This is a genomic window from Streptomyces ruber, from assembly GCF_014648075.1.
Taxonomy (GTDB): Bacteria; Actinomycetota; Actinomycetes; order Streptomycetales; family Streptomycetaceae; genus Streptomyces; species Streptomyces ruber.
Window position 1 is genome coordinate 222,325 of the sequence record NZ_BMQK01000008.1, and the last position, 17,292, is coordinate 239,616.

The window sequence follows — 17,292 nt, forward strand, 5'->3', positions numbered from 1 at the left end:
TGCATCTTTTGCTGACTGACCTGCTGTCCATGCGGGCGTCTGCGACGCAGGGGCGGGGACCTTCGATCGGGAAGCATCGATCGACTGTGACCCGGTGCACTCCGCAGTTGCTGTTGTGGCTAGTTGATGGTCAACCTCTACCTTGAGATCCGATGAGGTCTTATCCTTCTGCTTCACGACTCAACTAAGCCGCGAGCCAGTTGACCGGTGTCCGTGGGGGGATGCATGCCGTCGCATGGGGCGTATGAAGAAGCTGTCCGCACAGCAGTGTCGGAGTTCGGACGGGCGGTGAAGCCCAAGTTGCGGGGGGGGGCCGGCTGGCCCGAGGACCAGCTTCGCGGTCCACTAGATATTCACCGTTGAGCAGAACGCGAAGGCTATAACGGGCGGCCCGGGGCTTGTCTTCACAGCCTTGATACCCGACATGAATTACTACGATGGTCGGGCTGGATGCGCACGTCCTCTCTTCCGTGACGCAGCAAGTGTCATACCGAATGTAACTCCGGGGCTACTGGAGGAGCTTAGCCGTAGGCTTGGATGCGTCATCGGCGCGGAAGACTTGTTGGCGTATGTCGCCGCTATTACCTCTCACCCTGCCTATACGTCACGTTTCCGAGAATATCTAGAAGTGCCAGGCGCGCGAGTTCCGTTGACTCTCGATAGAGTTATGTGGGAGCGAAGCGTGAATCTGGGCCGAAGGGTCTTGTGGCTCCACACGTACGGTGAGCGATTCGTCGACCCGTCGGCTGGTCGTCCGAAAGGTGCTCCAAAGCTGCCGCTAAGTGAGCGGTCTCGTTGTGTCGAAGAGATTCCGGACACAATTGATGCAATGCCTGAGGTGTTGGAGTACGACGAAGGCACAGGCAGTTTGGTTGTTGGGTCGGGGCGTATTTCTCCTGTCCCGCGTGAAGTTCGAGACTACGCGGTCTCCGGCATGAACGTCATCGATAAGTGGTTCGGGTACCGCAAGAAAGATCCGGCCGGTAAGCGGCGTCTTGTGTTGGACTTCGAGGTGTCCACTAGTTGACTCCCTGAATGGACGACCGAGCTGCTCGAGTTGCTGAACGTGATTGGATTGTTGGTGCGTGAGGAGGATAATCAGGAAGGACTATTGAATGATGTGTGCAATAGCGATCTTCTGGCTGTCGACATGCTGCAACATGCCGGAGTGCTTCCAGTTCCTGCTTCCAGTAAGCGGGCGCTGAAGCAGAAGGGTCCTGGCCTGTTCTGATCTGGTAAGGCGCCCGCTCCGGATTCGGCCTGTGGTTACGACGGTCCCGAGTCCGCGTTGGTGTGCTAGGAGCCGACTCGTAGAACCTCACGCGGTCTGAGATGACGGCAACACTGACGGCAACGACGGCACACAGAGACTGACGATCACAATCGTCAGCGATGAGACCGGCTGGCGGTGAGGCGGCGGCTCAACGACCTGCCGGATCCTACGGATCAGAAGGTCCCTGACATGCCCAGCCGGCTGCGAGTATGCGGGTGGCGCCGCCCGGGAGGTCTGCTCCTCCCGCTGACCGACGCACGCTGTCTTGTTGATGACCTGTGGGCCAGCTCGGGTAGTGCCGCCGTGCGCCGTCAGTCGGGCGTCTGTGACCTGATAGCGGCTTCATCAACACTGTGAGACAGCGGTATGTACACCAGTACCGCTGAGCAGCAGGTGCCCCAATTGGGCGCGTAGCGCTCCGAACCCACCGAGGGGCCCCGTCAAGGCGTTCTCGTCGATGACGAGGCTCAAGAGCGGCTCGGGGCAACGCCCGAGAAGCCTCTGCCGGTCCAACCGTGTCGGAGTTCCTCCGGTGCGCACTCGAATCCTCGCCCGCCTTCGTCCCGGTCCCGTCCTGCCTCTTCGACTCCGCGCGCATCGCTTCCCGTGAGCGCATAAGGGAAACCGAGGCGCTGAAACCGCTCACACCGCAGCCGAGTTGAGTCGTACGAGTGAGCATCGCCCACAAGAGCGGCGCTAGCACAACGTGTCCACACGTACACCCTCCGTGCGGTACGGTCGCCCCGACAACAAGCACGAAGACGGCCCCCGCGACGGCGCCAACCGTTCGCGAGGGCCTGAACCACTAGTGGAACGAGACTCCACCGTGATGTACCGGCACCATATCGCGCCCTCACGTGCGTACACCCAGTTCTCCCACGACATCATCAGGCACCCGCGCCTGTCCTCCGACGCCGTGCGCCTCCTGACCTGGCAGCTCTCCCTTCCGGAGGGAGCGCGCGAGTCGCTGTCCCGCACCGCCGAACGCGCCGGCATCGGCGCGACCGCCTTCACCCGCGCCAAGCGCCAGCTGAAGGAGGAGGGTTTCGTGCACGAGCGCCGGGTCCAGGTACCCGGGGGTCTCTGGGTGACCCAACAGCTCATTTCCAACGTCCCGTTGAGCTCTGCCGAGGCAGCCAAGATGCTGGCGCGGACACCCACGTCACCCACGTCACCCACGTCACCGCAGGCCGCACCGAGTCCCCGCATTCCGGCGGTCGGTGCTCCGACCCCTCGGCCCACCGACGGTCATCCAAAGAAAGACCCTGTGGGAAACACCTCCCACCATCCGCACGCGCCAGAGACTCCCGCGGCCCTCGCCAGCGAGGCGGCCCACACCCGCGAGGCCCCCGCCCTGCCAGGAGCCCGCGTCCTCGTCGCGTCCTTTCCTCACCTTTCCCCCGACCTTCGCCACGTTCCCCGGGCCATGCGGGAGGAACTGACGAACCTCACCGCCCGCTGGCTCGCGGCCGGGCACACGCCCGCCGCCATCCGGGCGCACATCCTGCGCGGCCTGCCCGCCGACGGCAGCCCCGTCCGCAAGCCCGGCGGCCTGCTCCGACATCTGCTCCGGGACGTCGGGCCGGTAGCGCCGGAGGAACGCGCACGCACAACGCTGCCTGCTCCGGAGGCCCCGGCCTCTGCCCCGGTCCCGGCGCCCGGCCCCCGCCTGTCGGCCCGGCTCGCCGCCATGCGCGAGTGCGAGGGTGACCGTCACATCCAGCCGTGCCTGTTCCGTCCCGTGGGCGACGAGACACTGTGCCCTCGATGCACCGCCAGCACACCGCAACGGGCTGCGGACCTGCGGACCCACCGCCCAGGTCTGGGAGCCCCCGCTGCCAGTCAGCGGCCCGGAGCCGACCGCTGCGGCACCGGCAGCACGTCGATCGGGACGAGAAGCCCCCAGGTCGGGCGGTCCGGGTCGGCGTCGCTGCTGCCCTGACGGGCTGGCGGCCTGGTCCGCCGCCGCGACGGGTGACCCGGTTACCGGCCGAACACCCGGCTGAACAACACCAGCACGGCATCCGTATGCAAGGGCGGCCCGCCCTCCCCCGGCGGGCCCGCCCCCTACGGAGGTCCCATGGCCGGCAACGCCACCTCGCTGTTCCGCGGCACGGCAGCGCACAGCCCGTCGATGGCGGCGCTGACCCGCGAGGGCGGCGAGGGGGCCGGCCCGATCGACTTCTGCATCCCGTGCAACCCGTACTTCCCCACCCCGGCCATGTTCGACGAGCTGGCCGGCCGGCTGCGCGAGATCGTCACGTACTACCCGAGCGGCGCCGACACGATCACCGCCGAGCTGTGCGACCTCCTCCAGCTGCCGCCGAGCTGCGTGGCGATGGGCAACGGCTCCACCGAGCTCATCACCTGGATCGACCACCTGCTGGTCCGGGAGTCCCTCGCCGTCCCCGTCCCCACCTTCGGCCGCTGGACCGACCAGCCGATGGAGACCGGCAAGCGCGTCGACATGTTCCCGCTCCAGGAGTCCAGCGGCTTCGCCCTGGACCTCGCGCAGTACGCCGAGTTCATCAGGACCCGCGGCACCCGCGTCGCCGTCCTCTGCAACCCCAACAACCCCGACGGGGGCTTCCTGCACAGACACGCGGTCGTGCAGTTCATGGACGCGCTGGCCGACCTGGACCTGATCGTGGTCGACGAGTCGTTCCTGGAGTTCGCCGACGCCGAGTCCGAGCCGAGCGTCGTCCAGGAGGCGGTGATGCGGCCCAACGTCATCGTGCTGCGCAGCCTCGGCAAGAACTTCGGCCTGCACGGCATACGCTTCGGCTACCTGGTCGCCAACCCGGCGCTCGCCGGGAGAGTCCGCTCGATGCTGCCGAAGTGGAACCTCAACTCCTTCGCCGAGCACGTGGTGTTCATGCTCAGGGAGCACGGCGCCGAGTACCTGGAGAGCCTGCACCAGGTGCGCCGGGACCGCCTCGACATGTCCCGCCGCCTCTCCTCCCTGCCCGGTCTGACGGTGTACCCGTCGCAGGGCAACTTCCTCTTCGTACGGCTGCCCGTGGGCGCCGAGGGCACGGTGGTCCGGGACCGGCTGCTCACCGAACACCGCATCCTGGTCCGGGAGTGCGGCAACAAGATCGGCTCGTCCAGTCGCTTCCTGCGGCTCGTGGTCCGGCCCGAGGTGGACGTACGACGCCTGGTGTCCGGCCTGGAGTCGGTGCTGTACGGGTCCAGGAGGGGAGCCGCCGTACCCGGGCCGGCCGCCGGGACCGGTCACGGCTCGGGTACGGCGGTCGTGGACCGGCTGATGAGCCAGACGAACGGGGCGGGGGCACGGGGGCTCGCGGCGCAGGCGGCGTCACTGCCGGGGCCGGCCCCGGCAGCGGTGCCGGGGCCCGCTCCGGTGCCTGGTCCGGGACCGCTGGCGGTCCCGGTCTCCGGCCCGGAGCCGCTGACGGGGCCGATGGCCGTGCCGGAGCCGTCGGCGGCCCCCTCAGCCGCAACCGCAACCGCAACCGCAACCGCATCGGCACCGATGCCCTATCCCGTACCGGCGCCCGCACCCGTACCACTGGCCCCGGCCCCGGCGCCCGCGCCCGTGCCTGCGCCCGCCGCGATGCCGGGCCTGGCGCCCGCGGCGGCGGCCGGCCTCGCTCCGGCCGCCCGGACGGGCATGCCCGGCTTGGCAGCGGCGGCCGCGAACCGCCGCGCGACGGGCGCCGCGGGCGGCCTCACGGCCGCCCAGGTCCGCGGCCGCACCCAGCCGGAACCGGTGGGCTGGCCGCAGGCCGCGCCCTGAGGGGCGCGGGGAACTGCGCGACCGGCCCCAGCACCCCGCACCCGTCACACAGTCCGTGGCACCCACTGCTGATCCGCGCTACCCAGCCACGCCCATGGGATCAGTACGCGACGGGCCATCCGCTGCTCCAGTTCAGGAGGTTGACGCCGAGCTTGGGCGTGCCGTTGTCCTGGCCGTCGTAGTAGTGGTAGACGATCAGGTCGCCGTCGACGTCCTTGTAGATCGACTGGCCGCCGGGACCGATGTACCGGCCGTGCGACTCCAGCACCGGGGTGCCGCCGTTGTTCGTCAGCGCGACTCCGTTCTTGTCGCGGTACGGGCCGGTGACGGAGGTGGCGCGGCCGACCTTGACCTTGTACGTGGAGCTGGTGCCGGCGCAGCAGGTGTCGTACGAGGCGAAGAGGTAGTAGTAGCCGTTGCGCTTGACGATGTACGGGGCCTCGACCGCCTTGGTACCGGTCGGGCGGTACGCCAGCGAGTACCGCGTCGTGTTGGACGAGAGCTGCTTGCCGGTGGAGGGGTTGATCTGGATCATCTTGATCCCGCCCCACCAGCTGCCGAAGGACAGCCACCACCTGCCGTCGTCGTCGACGAAGAGGTTGGGGTCGATGGCGTTGTAGTCGGCGGCCGAGCTGGAGGTGTGCACGACGCCCTGGTCGGTCCAGCTGCCCGGCTGCCCGGTGGACGAGGTGGCCAGCCCGATCGCCGAGTTCTGCGATCCGAAGGAGGAGACGGAGTAGTACATCAGGTACCTGCCGCCCTGGTACGAGATGTCCGGCGCCCAGGCCTCCGGCACGGAGGAGTACGTCGACCACCAGCCCGGCTTCGTGCGGAAGGCGTCCGCGCCCGCGCTGAACGCGATCCGGTCGGTGGAGGACTTGAAGGAGATGCCACCGCCGGTGGCGTACACCAGGTACTGGCCGGACGAGGTGCGGATCATCGTGGGGTCGTGGATGACGGTCGACCCGGTGACGTGGCCCGGGTTCGGGTACGCGCTCGCCGTGCCGGGGACGAGGGCCAGCAGGACGGCCGCGGGGACGGCGAGGAGCGCGGTTCTGCGGGAGGCGCGGAGAGTGCGGGGAGTGCGGGGGGTGCGGGGAGTGCGGAAGGAACGGCTCACTCGGAACCTCCGGAAAAGTGGGGGAATGCGCGTATGGACGTCCGAAATACCGAACGTCGGCCGTCCTGTCGGACGTTTATGCGCCAGCCCGCAACGTAGAATCGAAGCGCTTGCGCGTCAACGCCTCGCGCAGGGGCAACTCTCGTTGCCCGCCGTCGACTTCGCACCGCTCCGTCACTCGACCGATATCCCGTACAACAAGCGTCCGGAACAATTCGTTCAGCGATCGCTATCGCACAATTCCGGCCTTACTTCATCCCCACGCGATCCTTCGGTTACGGATGGGCCGGACCCGGATAGCGTGGATATATGCGGCTCAGCGGCCTAGAGGATTCCGAGACGGTCTTGTTGAAACGGCACTTCACCGAAGCGAACGTGTCCGTCCTGCGCGCCATGGTGGAGGACAGGGCGGCCGCCGAGGGACTGGCCGGGGTGCGCCTGGGCGAGTTCACCCTGGCCATCAGCGAGATCGCCGACAACGCGATCGAGCACGCGGGCGGCCGCGGCCATCTCGAACTGCGCCGCAGGGCGGACGAGCTGGAGTGCCGTATCACCGACAACGGCCCCGGCTTCACGCCCGCGATCCCCGAACTCCTGCCGGGCCTCGACGACGACCGCTCCGGCCGCGGCCTCTGGCTCGCCCATCTGGTCACCGACCGCCTCACCATCGCGGCGGGCACCTCGGGGGCCGCGGTGACCCTGGCGATGCGTCTGCACTGAACCGAGCGCCCGCCGCCTCCCCTGGTTCCGGTTCCGAGCGAATCAAGGAGATTGTGCGGCGACGCCGGGGTACTCGCTGCGCGCTGGGGAGCACCGCACGCCACCGCAGAGAGGGCTGAACCGCCATGACGACCCACGCAGGCACCTCACGCACGACGCGTACGCCCGTCCAGAAGGCGGCCGTCGCCGTCGGCGCGGTCTTCCTGCTGGTGGGCATCCTGGGCTTCATCCCCGGGATCACCACGCACTACGACACGATGTCGTTCGCCTCGCACCACTCCGAGGCCAAGCTGCTCGGGATCTTCCAGGTCTCCGTGCTGCACAACCTGGTCCACCTGGCCTTCGGCGTGGCGGGGCTCGCGCTGGCGCGCACCGCCTCCGCCGCCCGTACGTACCTGCTGGCCGGTGGGGCGATCTACCTGGTGCTGTGGCTGTACGGCATGTTCATCGGCCACGACAGCGCGGCCAACTTCGTGCCGGTGAACACCGCCGACAACTGGCTGCACTTCTTCCTCGGCATCGGCATGATCGCGCTCGGCGCGCTGCTCGGCCGCTCCGCCACGACCACCGCCCGGAGGTGACCGGCGATGAGCACGACGCACACGAAGAAGGCGCTCTGGACCGCCGCAGCGGGGCTCGCCGCCGGCGGGGCCGCCGCCGTCGCACAGCGCTCGCGGGCCCGCCGGACGGCCCCGGCCGACACGGACCGCTGGCTGGCCGTCACGGTCAACCGCGGTCCCGGTGACATCCAGCCCGACAAGCTCCCGGCGCCGCTGCAGGAGTACGGCGAACGGATCGAGACGCGGATCCGCCCGGCCCCCGGTGACCGGGGCACGGAACTGGCGGTGCGGCTGAAGGAGCCGCAGCCGGAGGCGGCGCACTCCGTCACCGCGCGGATCGCGGGCGACGACCCGCGCCAGGACCTGCGCCGCGCCCTGCGCGAGGCCAAGTCGCTGCTGGAGGCGGGCGAGGTCATGCGGCCCGACACACCGCCCACCACCCACGACACTCCCGGCGGCAAGCTCGTCGGGCTGCTGAGCCGGCGCGCGAGCGGGGAGGGAGTGCTGTGAAGGCACTGTGCTGGGAAGGCGTCAACAAGCTCTCCGTCGAGCAGGTGCCGGACCCCGAGCTGCGGGGCGACCAGGACGTGATCGTACGGCTGGTCGCGGGCACCACGTGCGGCTCCGACCTGCACCTGATCGGCGGATACATCCCCGCCATGCGGGCCGGGGACGTCATCGGGCACGAGTTCCTCGGCGAGGTCGTCGAGGTCGGCAGCGCCGTGCGCAAGCACAAGGTGGGCGACCGGGTGGTCGTGTGCTCCTTCGTCGGCTGCGGCCGGTGCTGGTACTGCGCCAACGACCTGTGGTCCCTGTGCGACAACACCAACACCAACCCCGGCATCGGGGAGGCCATGTTCGGCGCCGCCACCGGCGGCATCTTCGGCTACTCGCACGCCATGGGCGGACTGCGCGGCAGCCACGCCGAGTACGTGCGCGTCCCGTTCGCGGACTACGGCGCCTTCAAGGTCCCGGAGGGCGTCGACGACACCAGCGCGCTGTTCGTGTCCGACTCGGTGCCGACCGGCTGGATGGGCGCCGACCTCGCGGGCGTGAAGCCCGGGGACGTGGTCGCCGTGTGGGGCTGCGGGGCCGTCGGGCAGATGGCGGCGCGCGCGGCGATGCTGCTCGGCGCGGAACGCGTGATCTCCATCGACCGGCTCCCCGAGCGGCTGGAGATGACCGAGCGGCACATCGGCAGCGAGGTCATCGACTACACCGCCACCGACGTCGAGGCCGAGCTGCGGGAACGCACCGGCGGCCGGGGTCCGGACGTGTGCATCGAGGCGGTCGGCATGGAGGCGCACGGCGACACCCCCATGCACGTCTACGACCAGGTCAAGCAGCAGCTGCGGCTGCAGACGGACCGCCCGACCGCCGTCCGGCAGGCGATCCGCGCCTGCCGCAAGGGCGGCACGGTGTTCGTCCTCGGCGTCTTCGGCGGCGCCGTCGACAAGTTCCCGCTCGGCGCGGTGGTCAACAAGGGCCTGACCCTGCGGGGCGCCCAGATGCACGGCCAGCGCTACATCCCGATGCTGCTGGACCGCGTGGCGGCGGGCGAACTGGGCACGAGCCACCTGGCGACCCACTCCGTGTCCCTGGACGAGGCGCCGCGGGCGTACGAGATGTTCAAGAAGAAGACGGACGGCTGCGTCCGCGCGGTCATCCGGCCGGGCGGCTGAGCGAAACGGGTGCCGGGTGCCCCGCTCCCCGTTTGCGGTCCGCCCGGACGGGGACCCGGCTGCCCATGACGTCCCGTACGAAGCCCCTGACCTCCCGTGCGAAGCAGCGCCGCCTGCCGCGGCAGAACCGGACCCTGTGGTTGCTGGACCGTCTGGAACGGGAGCCACGGGCCGACCGGGTGATCGAGACCCTCCGCAAGGGCGTGCGCGCCCTGCCGCTGGGCTCCGGCCGCGACCTGCTGCACGGCAGGTGGCTGGGGCACCCGGTGCATCCGCTGGCCGTGCAGGTGCCCATCGGGAGCTGGTTCTCCGCGGCCGTGCTCGACCTGCGGCCCGGCCGCTCCCGCGAGGCGGGACTGCTGGTCGGGGTGGGGCTGGCCGCGGCCGCCCCCGCCGCGCTCGCGGGGGCCGTCGACTGGGCCGAGCTGCACCGCGAGCAGCAGCGCGTCGGACTGGTCCACGCCCTGGCCAACACGGCGGCGGTCGGCCTGTACGCGGCCTCGCTCGTCTGCCGCGTCAGGGGCCGCGCCGGAGCCGGCCGGGCCTATGGCTTCCTGGGGCTGACCGCGGTCGGGATCGGCGGCATGCTGGGCGGCCACATGGCCTACCGCCAGGCCTCCGGCGCCAATCACGCCGAGGAGGTCCCGCACGTCGTCCGTGAGGGCTGGCACCGGGTCGGGGCCGTGGCCGATCTCCCGGCCGGCGAGCCCGTGCGGCGCAGCGTGGACGACGTGCCCGTGCTGGTGGTGCGGGAGCCCGGCGGGCAGGTCCACGCGCTGGCGGAGCGGTGCAGCCACCTCGGGGGTCCCCTCGCCGAGGGCACCGTCGCCGACGGATGCGTCCGCTGTCCCTGGCACGGCAGCGTCTTCCGGCTCGCCGACGGCTGGAACGTACGCGGCCCGGCCACCGCCCCGCAGCCCGCGTTCGACACCCGGATCGTCGACGGCCACGTCGAGGTACGGCTGCGCGAGCGGGCCCCGCACGACGGTGCCCTGACCGCCTGAGGCGGGTGCGGGGCCCCGTCAGGGCACGGCGCTCTCCTCGAAGATCATGCCGGTGACGGCGCCGAGTCCGCCCTCGGCCAGGGCCCGGCGCTGCCGCTGCGCGCCGGTGCCCTGCCGCAGCAGACGGTGGACGAGCGAGGTGACCTCACGTGTGTCGCCGGCCGCGTCCAGCGCGGGGGCGATGTGCTCCAGCAGCCGGTGGACGACGAGATCGGCCCGGCGGCGTGAACCCCCGGGGTCGACCAGCGCGTCACCGAGCCCGTACCGGGCGGCCTGCCACATCGCCACCTGCGCCAGCTCGGCCGGGCAGTCCGGGACCGGCCGGTGCGCGGCGGTCTCGCGCAGGGCGGTGACGACGAGGGCGCGGACGATGCCCGCGAACATCACCGCCTCGTCCGCGCGCAGCTGCACGTCCAGGCAGCGCACCTCCACCGTGGGATAGCGCTCGGACAGCCGGGCCTGCCAGTACAGCTGGCCGGTGTCCGCGATGACGCCGGTGGACAGCAGGCCCTCCACGCGTGCCCGGTAGTCGGCCTCGTCCGCGAAGCGCGGCGGGACGCCGCTGACCGGCCAGCGGCCGAAGACGATCGTGCGCCAGCTGGCGAAGCCCGTGTCGTGCCCGTCCCACAGCGGGGAGTTGGCCGACATCGCGGTCAGGGTCGGCAGCCAGACGCGGATGCGGTTCAGCACCTCGACGCCGGCCCGGCGGCCCGGCACGGCCACGTGCACGTGCATGCCGTTGATGAGCTGCTCGGCGACCAGTTGCGGGGCCTGCTCCTGCATGGCCTGGTACCGGGCCTGTCCGGTGACGGCGACCGGGGCGCCCTGCCGCAGCGGGAAGGCGGCGCAGGCGGCGAGCCGGCAGCCGTGCGCCTCCGCCGCCCCGGCCGCCGCGTGCCGCAGGCGGAGCAGGTGTCCGCCGACCTCCTCGAGCGTCCCGCACACGGGCGTGGCCACCTCGACCTGGCCCTGGAGCAGCTCCGGCTGGATCTCCCGGTCGGCCACGAACGACTGCAGACCGGCGGCGGCCCGCACCTTCTCCGCCTGCTCGGCCAGCCGGCCCGTGGCCGGGTCGATCAGCAGGTACTCCTCCTCGACACCGACTGTCGCCACCGAAGCACCTCTCCGTCCGTGCCCGTCCGTCCAAGTGCCGCGGAACCGCCCCAGCCAAACCTGTGGTGGCGGGCCCGGCGGATGGAGGCGCCGTCCCGGGGTACCCGCCGGCGCATGATCAAGCGTGCACTGTGGCAGGGGCTGGTGGCCGGGACCGCCGGAGCGGTCGTGATGACGCTCGCCGAGAAGGCCGAGCAGGCCGTCACCGGCCGGCCCGACTCACACGTACCGGCGCGGGTCCTCCTGCGCCTGACCGGCCGGCCCGAACGCCCCGGGAAGCAGCCGCTGCCGGTCAACTGGGCCATGCACTTCGGTCAGGCCGCCCTGCTCGGGGTGGTGCGCTCGGTCATGGCCCAGGCCGGACTGCGCGGACCGCTCGCCTCGGCCAAGTTCGCCGTCGTCCGCCTCACCAACGACCAGATCCTCGAGAACGCGACCGGTGTCGGCGCCCCGCCCACCACCTGGCCGCGCGGGGAACTGGCCGTGGACCTGCTACACAAGACCGTCTACGCGTTCGTCACCGGTGCCGTGGCGGACGCCCTGGCCGCCCGCGACGGCGCCGGACCCGGGCAGCGCCACGCCGCGGTCCGCCCGGGCCGCCACGCCGACGTCGGCCCCCTCCCGCGCGGGGACGTCTGAGTTCACGCCTGCGTGTCCTTGTGGCCGGCGGCGTCGATGACGTCGCGTCGGCCGACGTTCTCCACCTGTTCCGCCCGGCCCACGGACGGATGGTGCAGCTCGAAGGCGGGCGACTCGGAGCGGATGCGCGGGAGGGTGACGAAGTTGTGCCGCGGCGGCGGGCACGAGGTCGCCCACTCCAGCGAGCGCCCGTAGCCCCACGGGTCGTCCTCCTCGACCTTCCGGCCGTACCTGGCGGTCTTCCACACGTTGTACAGGAACGGCAGCGTGGACAGGCCGAGCAGGAACGCGCCGATGGTGGAGAGGGTGTTGAGCCAGGTGAACCCGTCGGCGGCCAGGTAGTCGGCGTACCGGCGCGGCATGCCCTCGGCGCCCAGCCAGTGCTGCACCAGGAACGTCATGTGGAAGCCCGCGAACAGCGACCAGAAGTGGATCTTCCCCAGGCGTTCGTCGAGCATCGTGCCGGTCATCTTCGGCCACCAGAAGTGGAACCCGGCGAACATCGCGAAGACGATCGTGCCGAACAGCACGTAGTGGAAGTGCGCCACGACGAAGTAGGTGTCGTGGACGTGGAAGTCCATCGGCGGGGAGGCGAGGATGATGCCGGTCAGCCCGCCGAAGAGGAAGGTGACCAGGAAACCGAAGGCCCAGAGCATCGGTGTCTCGAAGGACAGCGATCCCTTCCACATGGTGCCGATCCAGTTGAAGAACTTCACCCCGGTGGGCACGGCGATCAGGAAGGACATGAAGGAGAAGAACGGCAGCAGGACGGCGCCGGTGGCGAACATGTGGTGGGCCCACACGGTCGCGGACAGCCCGGTGATGGCGATGGTGGCGCCGACCAGGCCCATGTAGCCGAAGATCGGCTTGCGGGAGAAGACCGGGATGATCTCGGTGACCACGCCGAAGAACGGCAGCGCCAGGATGTAGACCTCCGGATGGCCGAAGAACCAGAACAGGTGCTGCCACAGCAGCGGGCCGCCGACCTCCGGGGAGAAGACGTGCGAGCCGAAGCGCCGGTCGGCCGCCAGCACCAGCAGCGCCGCCGCCAGCACGGGGAAGGCCAGCAGCACGAGCACCGAGGTCAGCAGGATGTTCCAGGTGAAGATCGGCATCCGGAACATGGTCATGCCGGGGGCCCGCAGACAGATGATCGTGGTGATGAAGTTGACGGCGCCGAGGATGGTGCCGAAGCCGGACAGGGCGAGTCCCATGACCCACATGTCGGCCCCGATGGAGGGGGTCCGTTCCTCGCGGCTGAGCGGGGTGTAGGCGGTCCAGCCGAAGTCGGGGGCGCCCTGGTGGGTGAGGAGGGCGCCCAGCACGATCAGGCCGCCGAAGAGGAACAGCCAGTACGACAGCATGTTCAGCCGCGGGAAGGCGACGTCCGGCGCCCCGATCTGCAGCGGCATGATCGCGTTGGCGAAACCGGCGAACGTCGGGGTGGCGAACAGCAGCAGCATCAGCGTGCCGTGCATGGTGAACGTCTGGTTGTACTGCTCGTTGGAGAGGATCTGCATCCCCGGCCGCGCCAGCTCCGCCCGCATCAGCAGGGCCATCGCCCCGGCGATCAGGAAGAAGGCGAACGAGGTGATCAGGTAGAGGTGCCCGATCTTCTTGTGGTCCGTCGTCGTCACCCAGGAGATGACCACCTGTCCCTTGCTGCGGCGTTCCGCCGCCGGCACGGGGGAGACGGGTTCTGTCTGTGTCGCCATCAGCTTCCTCGATCGGCAGCGAGCGGTGCGTGGACGGATACGGCGACGAAGGCCGGCGGTGCAGGACGGACCGGCGGTACAGGGGTCCTGTACCGCCGGTCTTCGTGCCGGGCACCGTGTATCCAGCCTGGCGGCAATCAGTCCTGCCGGTCCGGCACCACGCGGCGGCCTGCCCGGGAACCTCGGTAGGCGGCGCGGCGGATCGCGGCCAGGGTGCCGCCCGGGGCGAATCCGGGGGCGCTGTGCGCGTAGACGTCGAAGCCCGGGCTGTCCTCCTGCCGTACGGGCAGGGGCTCCCGCACCGTCAGTAGGGCGAACGCGCGCCACGCGCCGCGCCGCGACCGGCCGGAGGGCGCGGCGCACAGGTCGAGGACCAGCGGGCCGCCGGCCAGGGCCTCCCGCAGACTCGCCGGGTCGGCGTGCACGGGTGCCTGCCGGGTACGGCGCGGGAAGGCGGCCAGCAGACAGGAACGGCCGCCGATCCGGTAGGACAGCAGACTGGAACAGGGTCCGCTCAGCGCGTCCACGCGCGGCAGCGGCAGATGCCGGGTGATCCGGCCCCGGCCGCTGCTGGTGAGGAGCAGGTCGAGGGTGCCGTCGGCCCGTTCCACGCGTACGGCGAGACCGAGCGCGTCGGGCAGCCGCCGCGGCAGGCCCGCCGCCCGCGACAGGCGCACCGTGGCCGGGTACCGGCCGGGTGCGTCCAGCCACGGCGCGCCCCACGGCCCGCCCCCGTCGTCCACGACCTCCAGCTCGGCCGTGCAGGTCAGCCCCTGCGGGTGCAGCGCGGGGGCGCCGCGCAGCCGGGCGAGCGAACGGAAACCGGCCTCGGCCGCGGCCAGAGGCCGGAGCGGGGTCCGGGGCAGGGTTCGGGGTCCTGGTGTCACGGACCGGACCACCCGCTCTCCCACGCCTTGCGCTCCTCCTTCTCTGCTTTCTCTTCTGCCTCTTCTTTCTCCTGCGGAGCCGTCTCCGGCCCGTCGTCCGGCTTCTCGTCGGTCCGGGACGGGGTCTGCTCGCTCATGGCCCTCCTTCGTCGGTGTCCGCGTCGGGCGGCTTCGTGCTCGGGGTGCCCTGACGGCCCTTGGGCGACAGGTGCTCGTCGGACGGCGTGGGCACCCGGTGCAGCAGTCCGTCGTCCTGCTCGCCGTACTGGCCGGTGCTCACCAGCGGCGGCGAGTAGGCGTGGACGGTGACCGTCGGGCCCGCGCCGGGTTCCCGGCGCATGCGGTGGATGAAGGTCTCGTCGAAGCAGAACCCCTCCCCCGTCGGCACCCGGGTGCCCACCGGCCGGTGGCCGAGGCGCAGGTGTTCGTGCCGGATCGCGCCGCGCGCCACGTGCACCGCGCCGGCCGAGTGGTCGTGGTCGTGGTACCCGGTGTCGTGGTCGTCACTCGTCCACTGCAGGACCCACACGCCCAGGTGCTCGTCGAGGAAGACCTCCGCGTAACCGCGCTCGCCGGTGCGGTGCGGCAACAGGTCAGTCCAGAGCTCCTCCGCCTCGGCGACGGCTCTGGCCACCGACTGGAGTTCCTGCCCGTCCAGCACTCGTCCGGGCGGGGGGAACGGCAGTCGTCCCGTCATCGGTCACCACCTCCCGCCGGTCGTGCTCCTTGCGGTCGGCCGGGTACCCCTGGTGGCCTGTCATCACTCCCGGCGCACCGGCATCGGTGACGGGCCGGCTACGGGTTCTCCCAGGACGCCGGTTCCGCCGCCAGCTCCCGTACGGGCGCGGGGAGGGCGTCCGCCGCGATGTCCGCGAGCGTGACGCCCTCCAGGATGCGCCGCACGTTGGCCCGCACCGCGACCCACAGCGGCAGCAGCGGCGCGGCCGGACCGGTGTACGACAGCCGGTTCGGCCGCTCGCCGCGGACGGAGACGATCGGCCCGTCCACGGCGCGGATGACATCGGCGACGGTGATCTCCGCGGCGGGCCGGGCCAGCCGGTAGCCGCCGCTGCCGCCGCGCCGGCTGCTGACCAGTCCGCCGCGCCGCAGATCGCCGAGGATGCCCTCCAGGAACTTGTGCGGGATGCCCTGGGCGAGGGCGACGGCCTCCGTCTTCACCGGCTCGTCGCCCTGTCGCACCGCCACTTCCAGCATCGCCCGTACCGCGTAGTCCGCCCGCGCAGAGATCCTCATGGAGTCATTGTCGGGCCGCCGCCGGACCTCAGCGCAGGCGGATCACGTTCCAGGACAGCGGCTCCAGCACGGCGTCCAGCGTGCCGTCCTGCAGGGTGGTGCCCTCCACCGGGTGCGGGGTGACGCGCTCCGGGTCGTCGAGGGTGTTGCGGGCGTCGGGGTCGGCGTCCGCGAGGGCGCTGTGCTCCACCACCTCGGTGAGGGCGAGGCCGTTGAGAGCGACCTCCAGCGGCAGCGGCTCGGCGCGGCCGCGGTTGACCGCGAAGACGGTCACCGAGCCGTCCGCCGCGCGGACGGCCGTGGCGTGCAGCAGGTCCGCCTCGCCGTACTTCTCCGTCGGGTACGTCGGCGAGTCGACCCGTACGTCCAGGACCTCGCCGCGCCCGTACCGGGAGGCCTGGGAGAAGGGGTAGAAGGTGGTCTGGCGCCAGGCGGGGCCGCCGGGCTCGGTCATGATCGGGGCGATGACGTTGACGAGCTGGGCGAGGCAGGCGACCGTCACCCGGTCGGCGTGCCGCAGCAGCGCGATGAGCAGCGAGCCGAAGACGACCGCGTCGAGCACGCTGTAGTTGTCCTCGAGGAGGCGCGGGGCCTCGGGCCAGTCGAGCGGGTTCTCCGCGGCCTCCTTCTGGTGTTCCAGCAGGTACCAGACGTTCCACTCGTCGAAGGAGAGGTTGATCCTCTTCTTGGACTTGAGCTTGGCGCCGACGTGGTCGCAGGTGGCGACGACGTTCTCGATGAAGGACTCCATGTCCACGGCCGAGGCGAGGAAGGAGTCCACGTCACCGTCGACGGGCTGGTAGTAGGCGTGCAGCGAGACGTGGTCGACCAGGTCGTACGTCTCCGTCAGCACCGTCGCCTCCCACTCGGCGAAGGTCGGCATCGACTGGCTCGACGAGCCGCAGGCGACCAGCTCGACGCCCGGGTCGAGCTGCCGCATGGCGCGGGCGGTCTCGGCGGCGAGCCGCCCGTACTCCTCGGCCGTCTTGTGGCCGGTCTGCCAGGGCCCGTCCATCTCGTTGCCCAGGCACCACAGCCGGATGCCGAAGGGGTCCTTGTCGCCGTGGGCGGCGCGCAGGTCGGACAGGGCCGTGCCCGAGGGGTGGTTGGCGTACTCCTGCAGTTCGAGCGCCTCGGCGACGCCGCGGGTGCCGAGGTTGAGCGCCATCATCGGCTCGGCCTGCGGGCCTATCTTCCGCAGGAACGCGATGTACTCGGACAGGCCGAAGCGGTTGGTCTCGGTGGAGCGCCAGGCGAGGTCCAGGCGGCGCGGGCGTTCGTCCACCGGGCCGACGGAGTCCTCCCACTTGTAGCCGGAGACGAAGTTGCCGCCGGGGTAGCGGATCGCGGTGACGCCGAGTTCGCGGACGAGGTCCAGGACGTCGGTGCGGATGCCGTCGGTGTCGGCGGAGGGGTGGCCGGGTTCGAAGATGCCGGTGTAGACGCAGCGGCCGAGGTGTTCCACGAAGGAGCCGAACAGGCGGGGGTCGACCGCGCCGACGGTGAAGGCGGGGTCGAGGGCGAAGCGGGCGGTGCGCATGGTGTCCTTTCGGGAGGGCGGTTCC

The 17,292-nt window shown here is 70.9% G+C and carries 18 protein-coding genes; 9 read left to right on the forward strand and 9 right to left on the reverse strand.

Translation table 11 applies throughout. The annotated features are described in order from the left end of the window. Positions 1-349 precede the first annotated feature (349 nt). Entirely contained in the window at positions 350-1,027 is a 678-nt protein-coding gene (locus IEZ04_RS19485) for a type ISP restriction/modification enzyme (RefSeq protein ID WP_308429816.1), read from the forward strand. Positions 1,028-1,618: 591 nt separating this feature from the next. Here IEZ04_RS19485 and IEZ04_RS34915 read toward each other — a convergent pair. Next, complete coding sequence (locus IEZ04_RS34915; RefSeq protein ID WP_229821127.1) at positions 1,619-1,813, reverse strand: Scr1 family TA system antitoxin-like transcriptional regulator; 195 nt, start codon at positions 1,811-1,813, stop codon at positions 1,619-1,621. An 886-nt stretch (positions 1,814-2,699) separates the two neighbouring features. On the opposite strand from IEZ04_RS34915, the gene IEZ04_RS34920 reads away from it, so the two are divergent. After that, positions 2,700-3,215 (forward strand): hypothetical protein, encoded by a 516-nt coding sequence (locus IEZ04_RS34920; RefSeq protein ID WP_229821128.1) that lies wholly within the window; start codon positions 2,700-2,702, stop codon positions 3,213-3,215. Between the two features lie 138 nt (positions 3,216-3,353). Continuing rightward, on the forward strand, positions 3,354-5,033 hold the full coding sequence (locus IEZ04_RS19495) for a pyridoxal phosphate-dependent aminotransferase (protein ID WP_189218173.1): 1,680 nt from the start codon (positions 3,354-3,356) through the stop codon (positions 5,031-5,033). A 100-nt stretch (positions 5,034-5,133) separates the two neighbouring features. On the opposite strand, the gene IEZ04_RS19500 is transcribed toward IEZ04_RS19495, so the two are convergent. Next, positions 5,134-6,153 (reverse strand): arabinan endo-1,5-alpha-L-arabinosidase, encoded by a 1,020-nt coding sequence (locus IEZ04_RS19500; protein ID WP_189218174.1) that lies wholly within the window; start codon positions 6,151-6,153, stop codon positions 5,134-5,136. Positions 6,154-6,462: 309 nt separating this feature from the next. Here IEZ04_RS19500 and IEZ04_RS19505 point away from each other — a divergent pair, with 309 nt between their 5' ends. The 5 genes from IEZ04_RS19505 to IEZ04_RS19525 all read left to right on the forward strand — a co-directional run bounded on the left by IEZ04_RS19505 (position 6,463) and on the right by IEZ04_RS19525 (position 10,119). Further along, positions 6,463-6,873, forward strand: a complete 411-nt coding sequence (locus IEZ04_RS19505; RefSeq protein WP_189218175.1) for an ATP-binding protein — start codon at positions 6,463-6,465, stop codon at positions 6,871-6,873. Positions 6,874-6,998: 125 nt separating this feature from the next. Beyond that, positions 6,999-7,454 carry a DUF4383 domain-containing protein gene (locus tag IEZ04_RS19510; RefSeq protein WP_189218176.1) on the forward strand — a complete coding sequence of 152 codons (456 nt, stop codon included), beginning with the start codon at positions 6,999-7,001 and terminating at the stop codon, positions 7,452-7,454. Positions 7,455-7,460: 6 nt separating this feature from the next. Further along, positions 7,461-7,943, forward strand: a complete 483-nt coding sequence (locus IEZ04_RS19515; protein WP_189218177.1) for a hypothetical protein — start codon at positions 7,461-7,463, stop codon at positions 7,941-7,943. Next, complete coding sequence (locus tag IEZ04_RS19520; RefSeq protein ID WP_189218178.1) at positions 7,940-9,115, forward strand: zinc-dependent alcohol dehydrogenase; 1,176 nt, start codon at positions 7,940-7,942, stop codon at positions 9,113-9,115. Before IEZ04_RS19515 ends, IEZ04_RS19520 begins: the two co-directional genes overlap by 4 nt. Before the next feature lie 65 nt (positions 9,116-9,180). Further along, positions 9,181-10,119, forward strand: a complete 939-nt coding sequence (locus IEZ04_RS19525; RefSeq protein WP_189218179.1) for a Rieske (2Fe-2S) protein — start codon at positions 9,181-9,183, stop codon at positions 10,117-10,119. A gap of 18 nt (positions 10,120-10,137) precedes the next feature. On the opposite strand, the gene IEZ04_RS19530 is transcribed toward IEZ04_RS19525, so the two are convergent. Beyond that, positions 10,138-11,232 carry a carboxylate-amine ligase gene (locus IEZ04_RS19530; protein ID WP_189218180.1) on the reverse strand — a complete coding sequence of 365 codons (1,095 nt, stop codon included), beginning with the start codon at positions 11,230-11,232 and terminating at the stop codon, positions 10,138-10,140. Between the two features lie 114 nt (positions 11,233-11,346). On the opposite strand from IEZ04_RS19530, the gene IEZ04_RS19535 reads away from it, so the two are divergent. Further along, positions 11,347-11,871, forward strand: coding sequence for a hypothetical protein (locus IEZ04_RS19535; RefSeq protein WP_189218181.1), 525 nt, complete (start codon positions 11,347-11,349; stop codon positions 11,869-11,871). A gap of 2 nt (positions 11,872-11,873) precedes the next feature. Here IEZ04_RS19535 and ctaD read toward each other — a convergent pair whose 3' ends face one another. The 6 genes from ctaD to arfA form a co-directional block, all read right to left on the reverse strand. Next, positions 11,874-13,586: an aa3-type cytochrome oxidase subunit I gene (gene ctaD / locus IEZ04_RS19540; RefSeq protein ID WP_189218182.1), complete on the reverse strand. Its 1,713-nt coding sequence runs from the start codon at positions 13,584-13,586 to the stop codon at positions 11,874-11,876. 137 nt (positions 13,587-13,723) lie between these two features. Next, positions 13,724-14,473: a phosphodiesterase gene (locus IEZ04_RS19545; RefSeq protein ID WP_229821129.1), complete on the reverse strand. Its 750-nt coding sequence runs from the start codon at positions 14,471-14,473 to the stop codon at positions 13,724-13,726. Next, the gene (locus tag IEZ04_RS19550) at positions 14,470-14,610 is read right to left on the reverse strand and encodes a hypothetical protein (protein ID WP_189218183.1); all 141 of its coding nucleotides are present in this window, start codon (positions 14,608-14,610) and stop codon (positions 14,470-14,472) included. Before IEZ04_RS19550 ends, IEZ04_RS19545 begins: the two co-directional genes overlap by 4 nt. Continuing rightward, the gene (locus IEZ04_RS19555) at positions 14,607-15,170 is read right to left on the reverse strand and encodes a cupin domain-containing protein (protein ID WP_189218184.1); all 564 of its coding nucleotides are present in this window, start codon (positions 15,168-15,170) and stop codon (positions 14,607-14,609) included. The genes IEZ04_RS19550 and IEZ04_RS19555 overlap by 4 nt, the downstream gene beginning before the upstream one ends. Positions 15,171-15,268: 98 nt before the next feature. Next, positions 15,269-15,727, reverse strand: coding sequence for an RrF2 family transcriptional regulator (locus IEZ04_RS19560; protein ID WP_189218185.1), 459 nt, complete (start codon positions 15,725-15,727; stop codon positions 15,269-15,271). 28 nt (positions 15,728-15,755) lie between these two features. Next, positions 15,756-17,267 carry an arabinosylfuranosidase ArfA gene (gene arfA, locus IEZ04_RS19565; RefSeq protein ID WP_189218186.1) on the reverse strand — a complete coding sequence of 504 codons (1,512 nt, stop codon included), beginning with the start codon at positions 17,265-17,267 and terminating at the stop codon, positions 15,756-15,758. Positions 17,268-17,292: the final 25 nt, after the last annotated feature.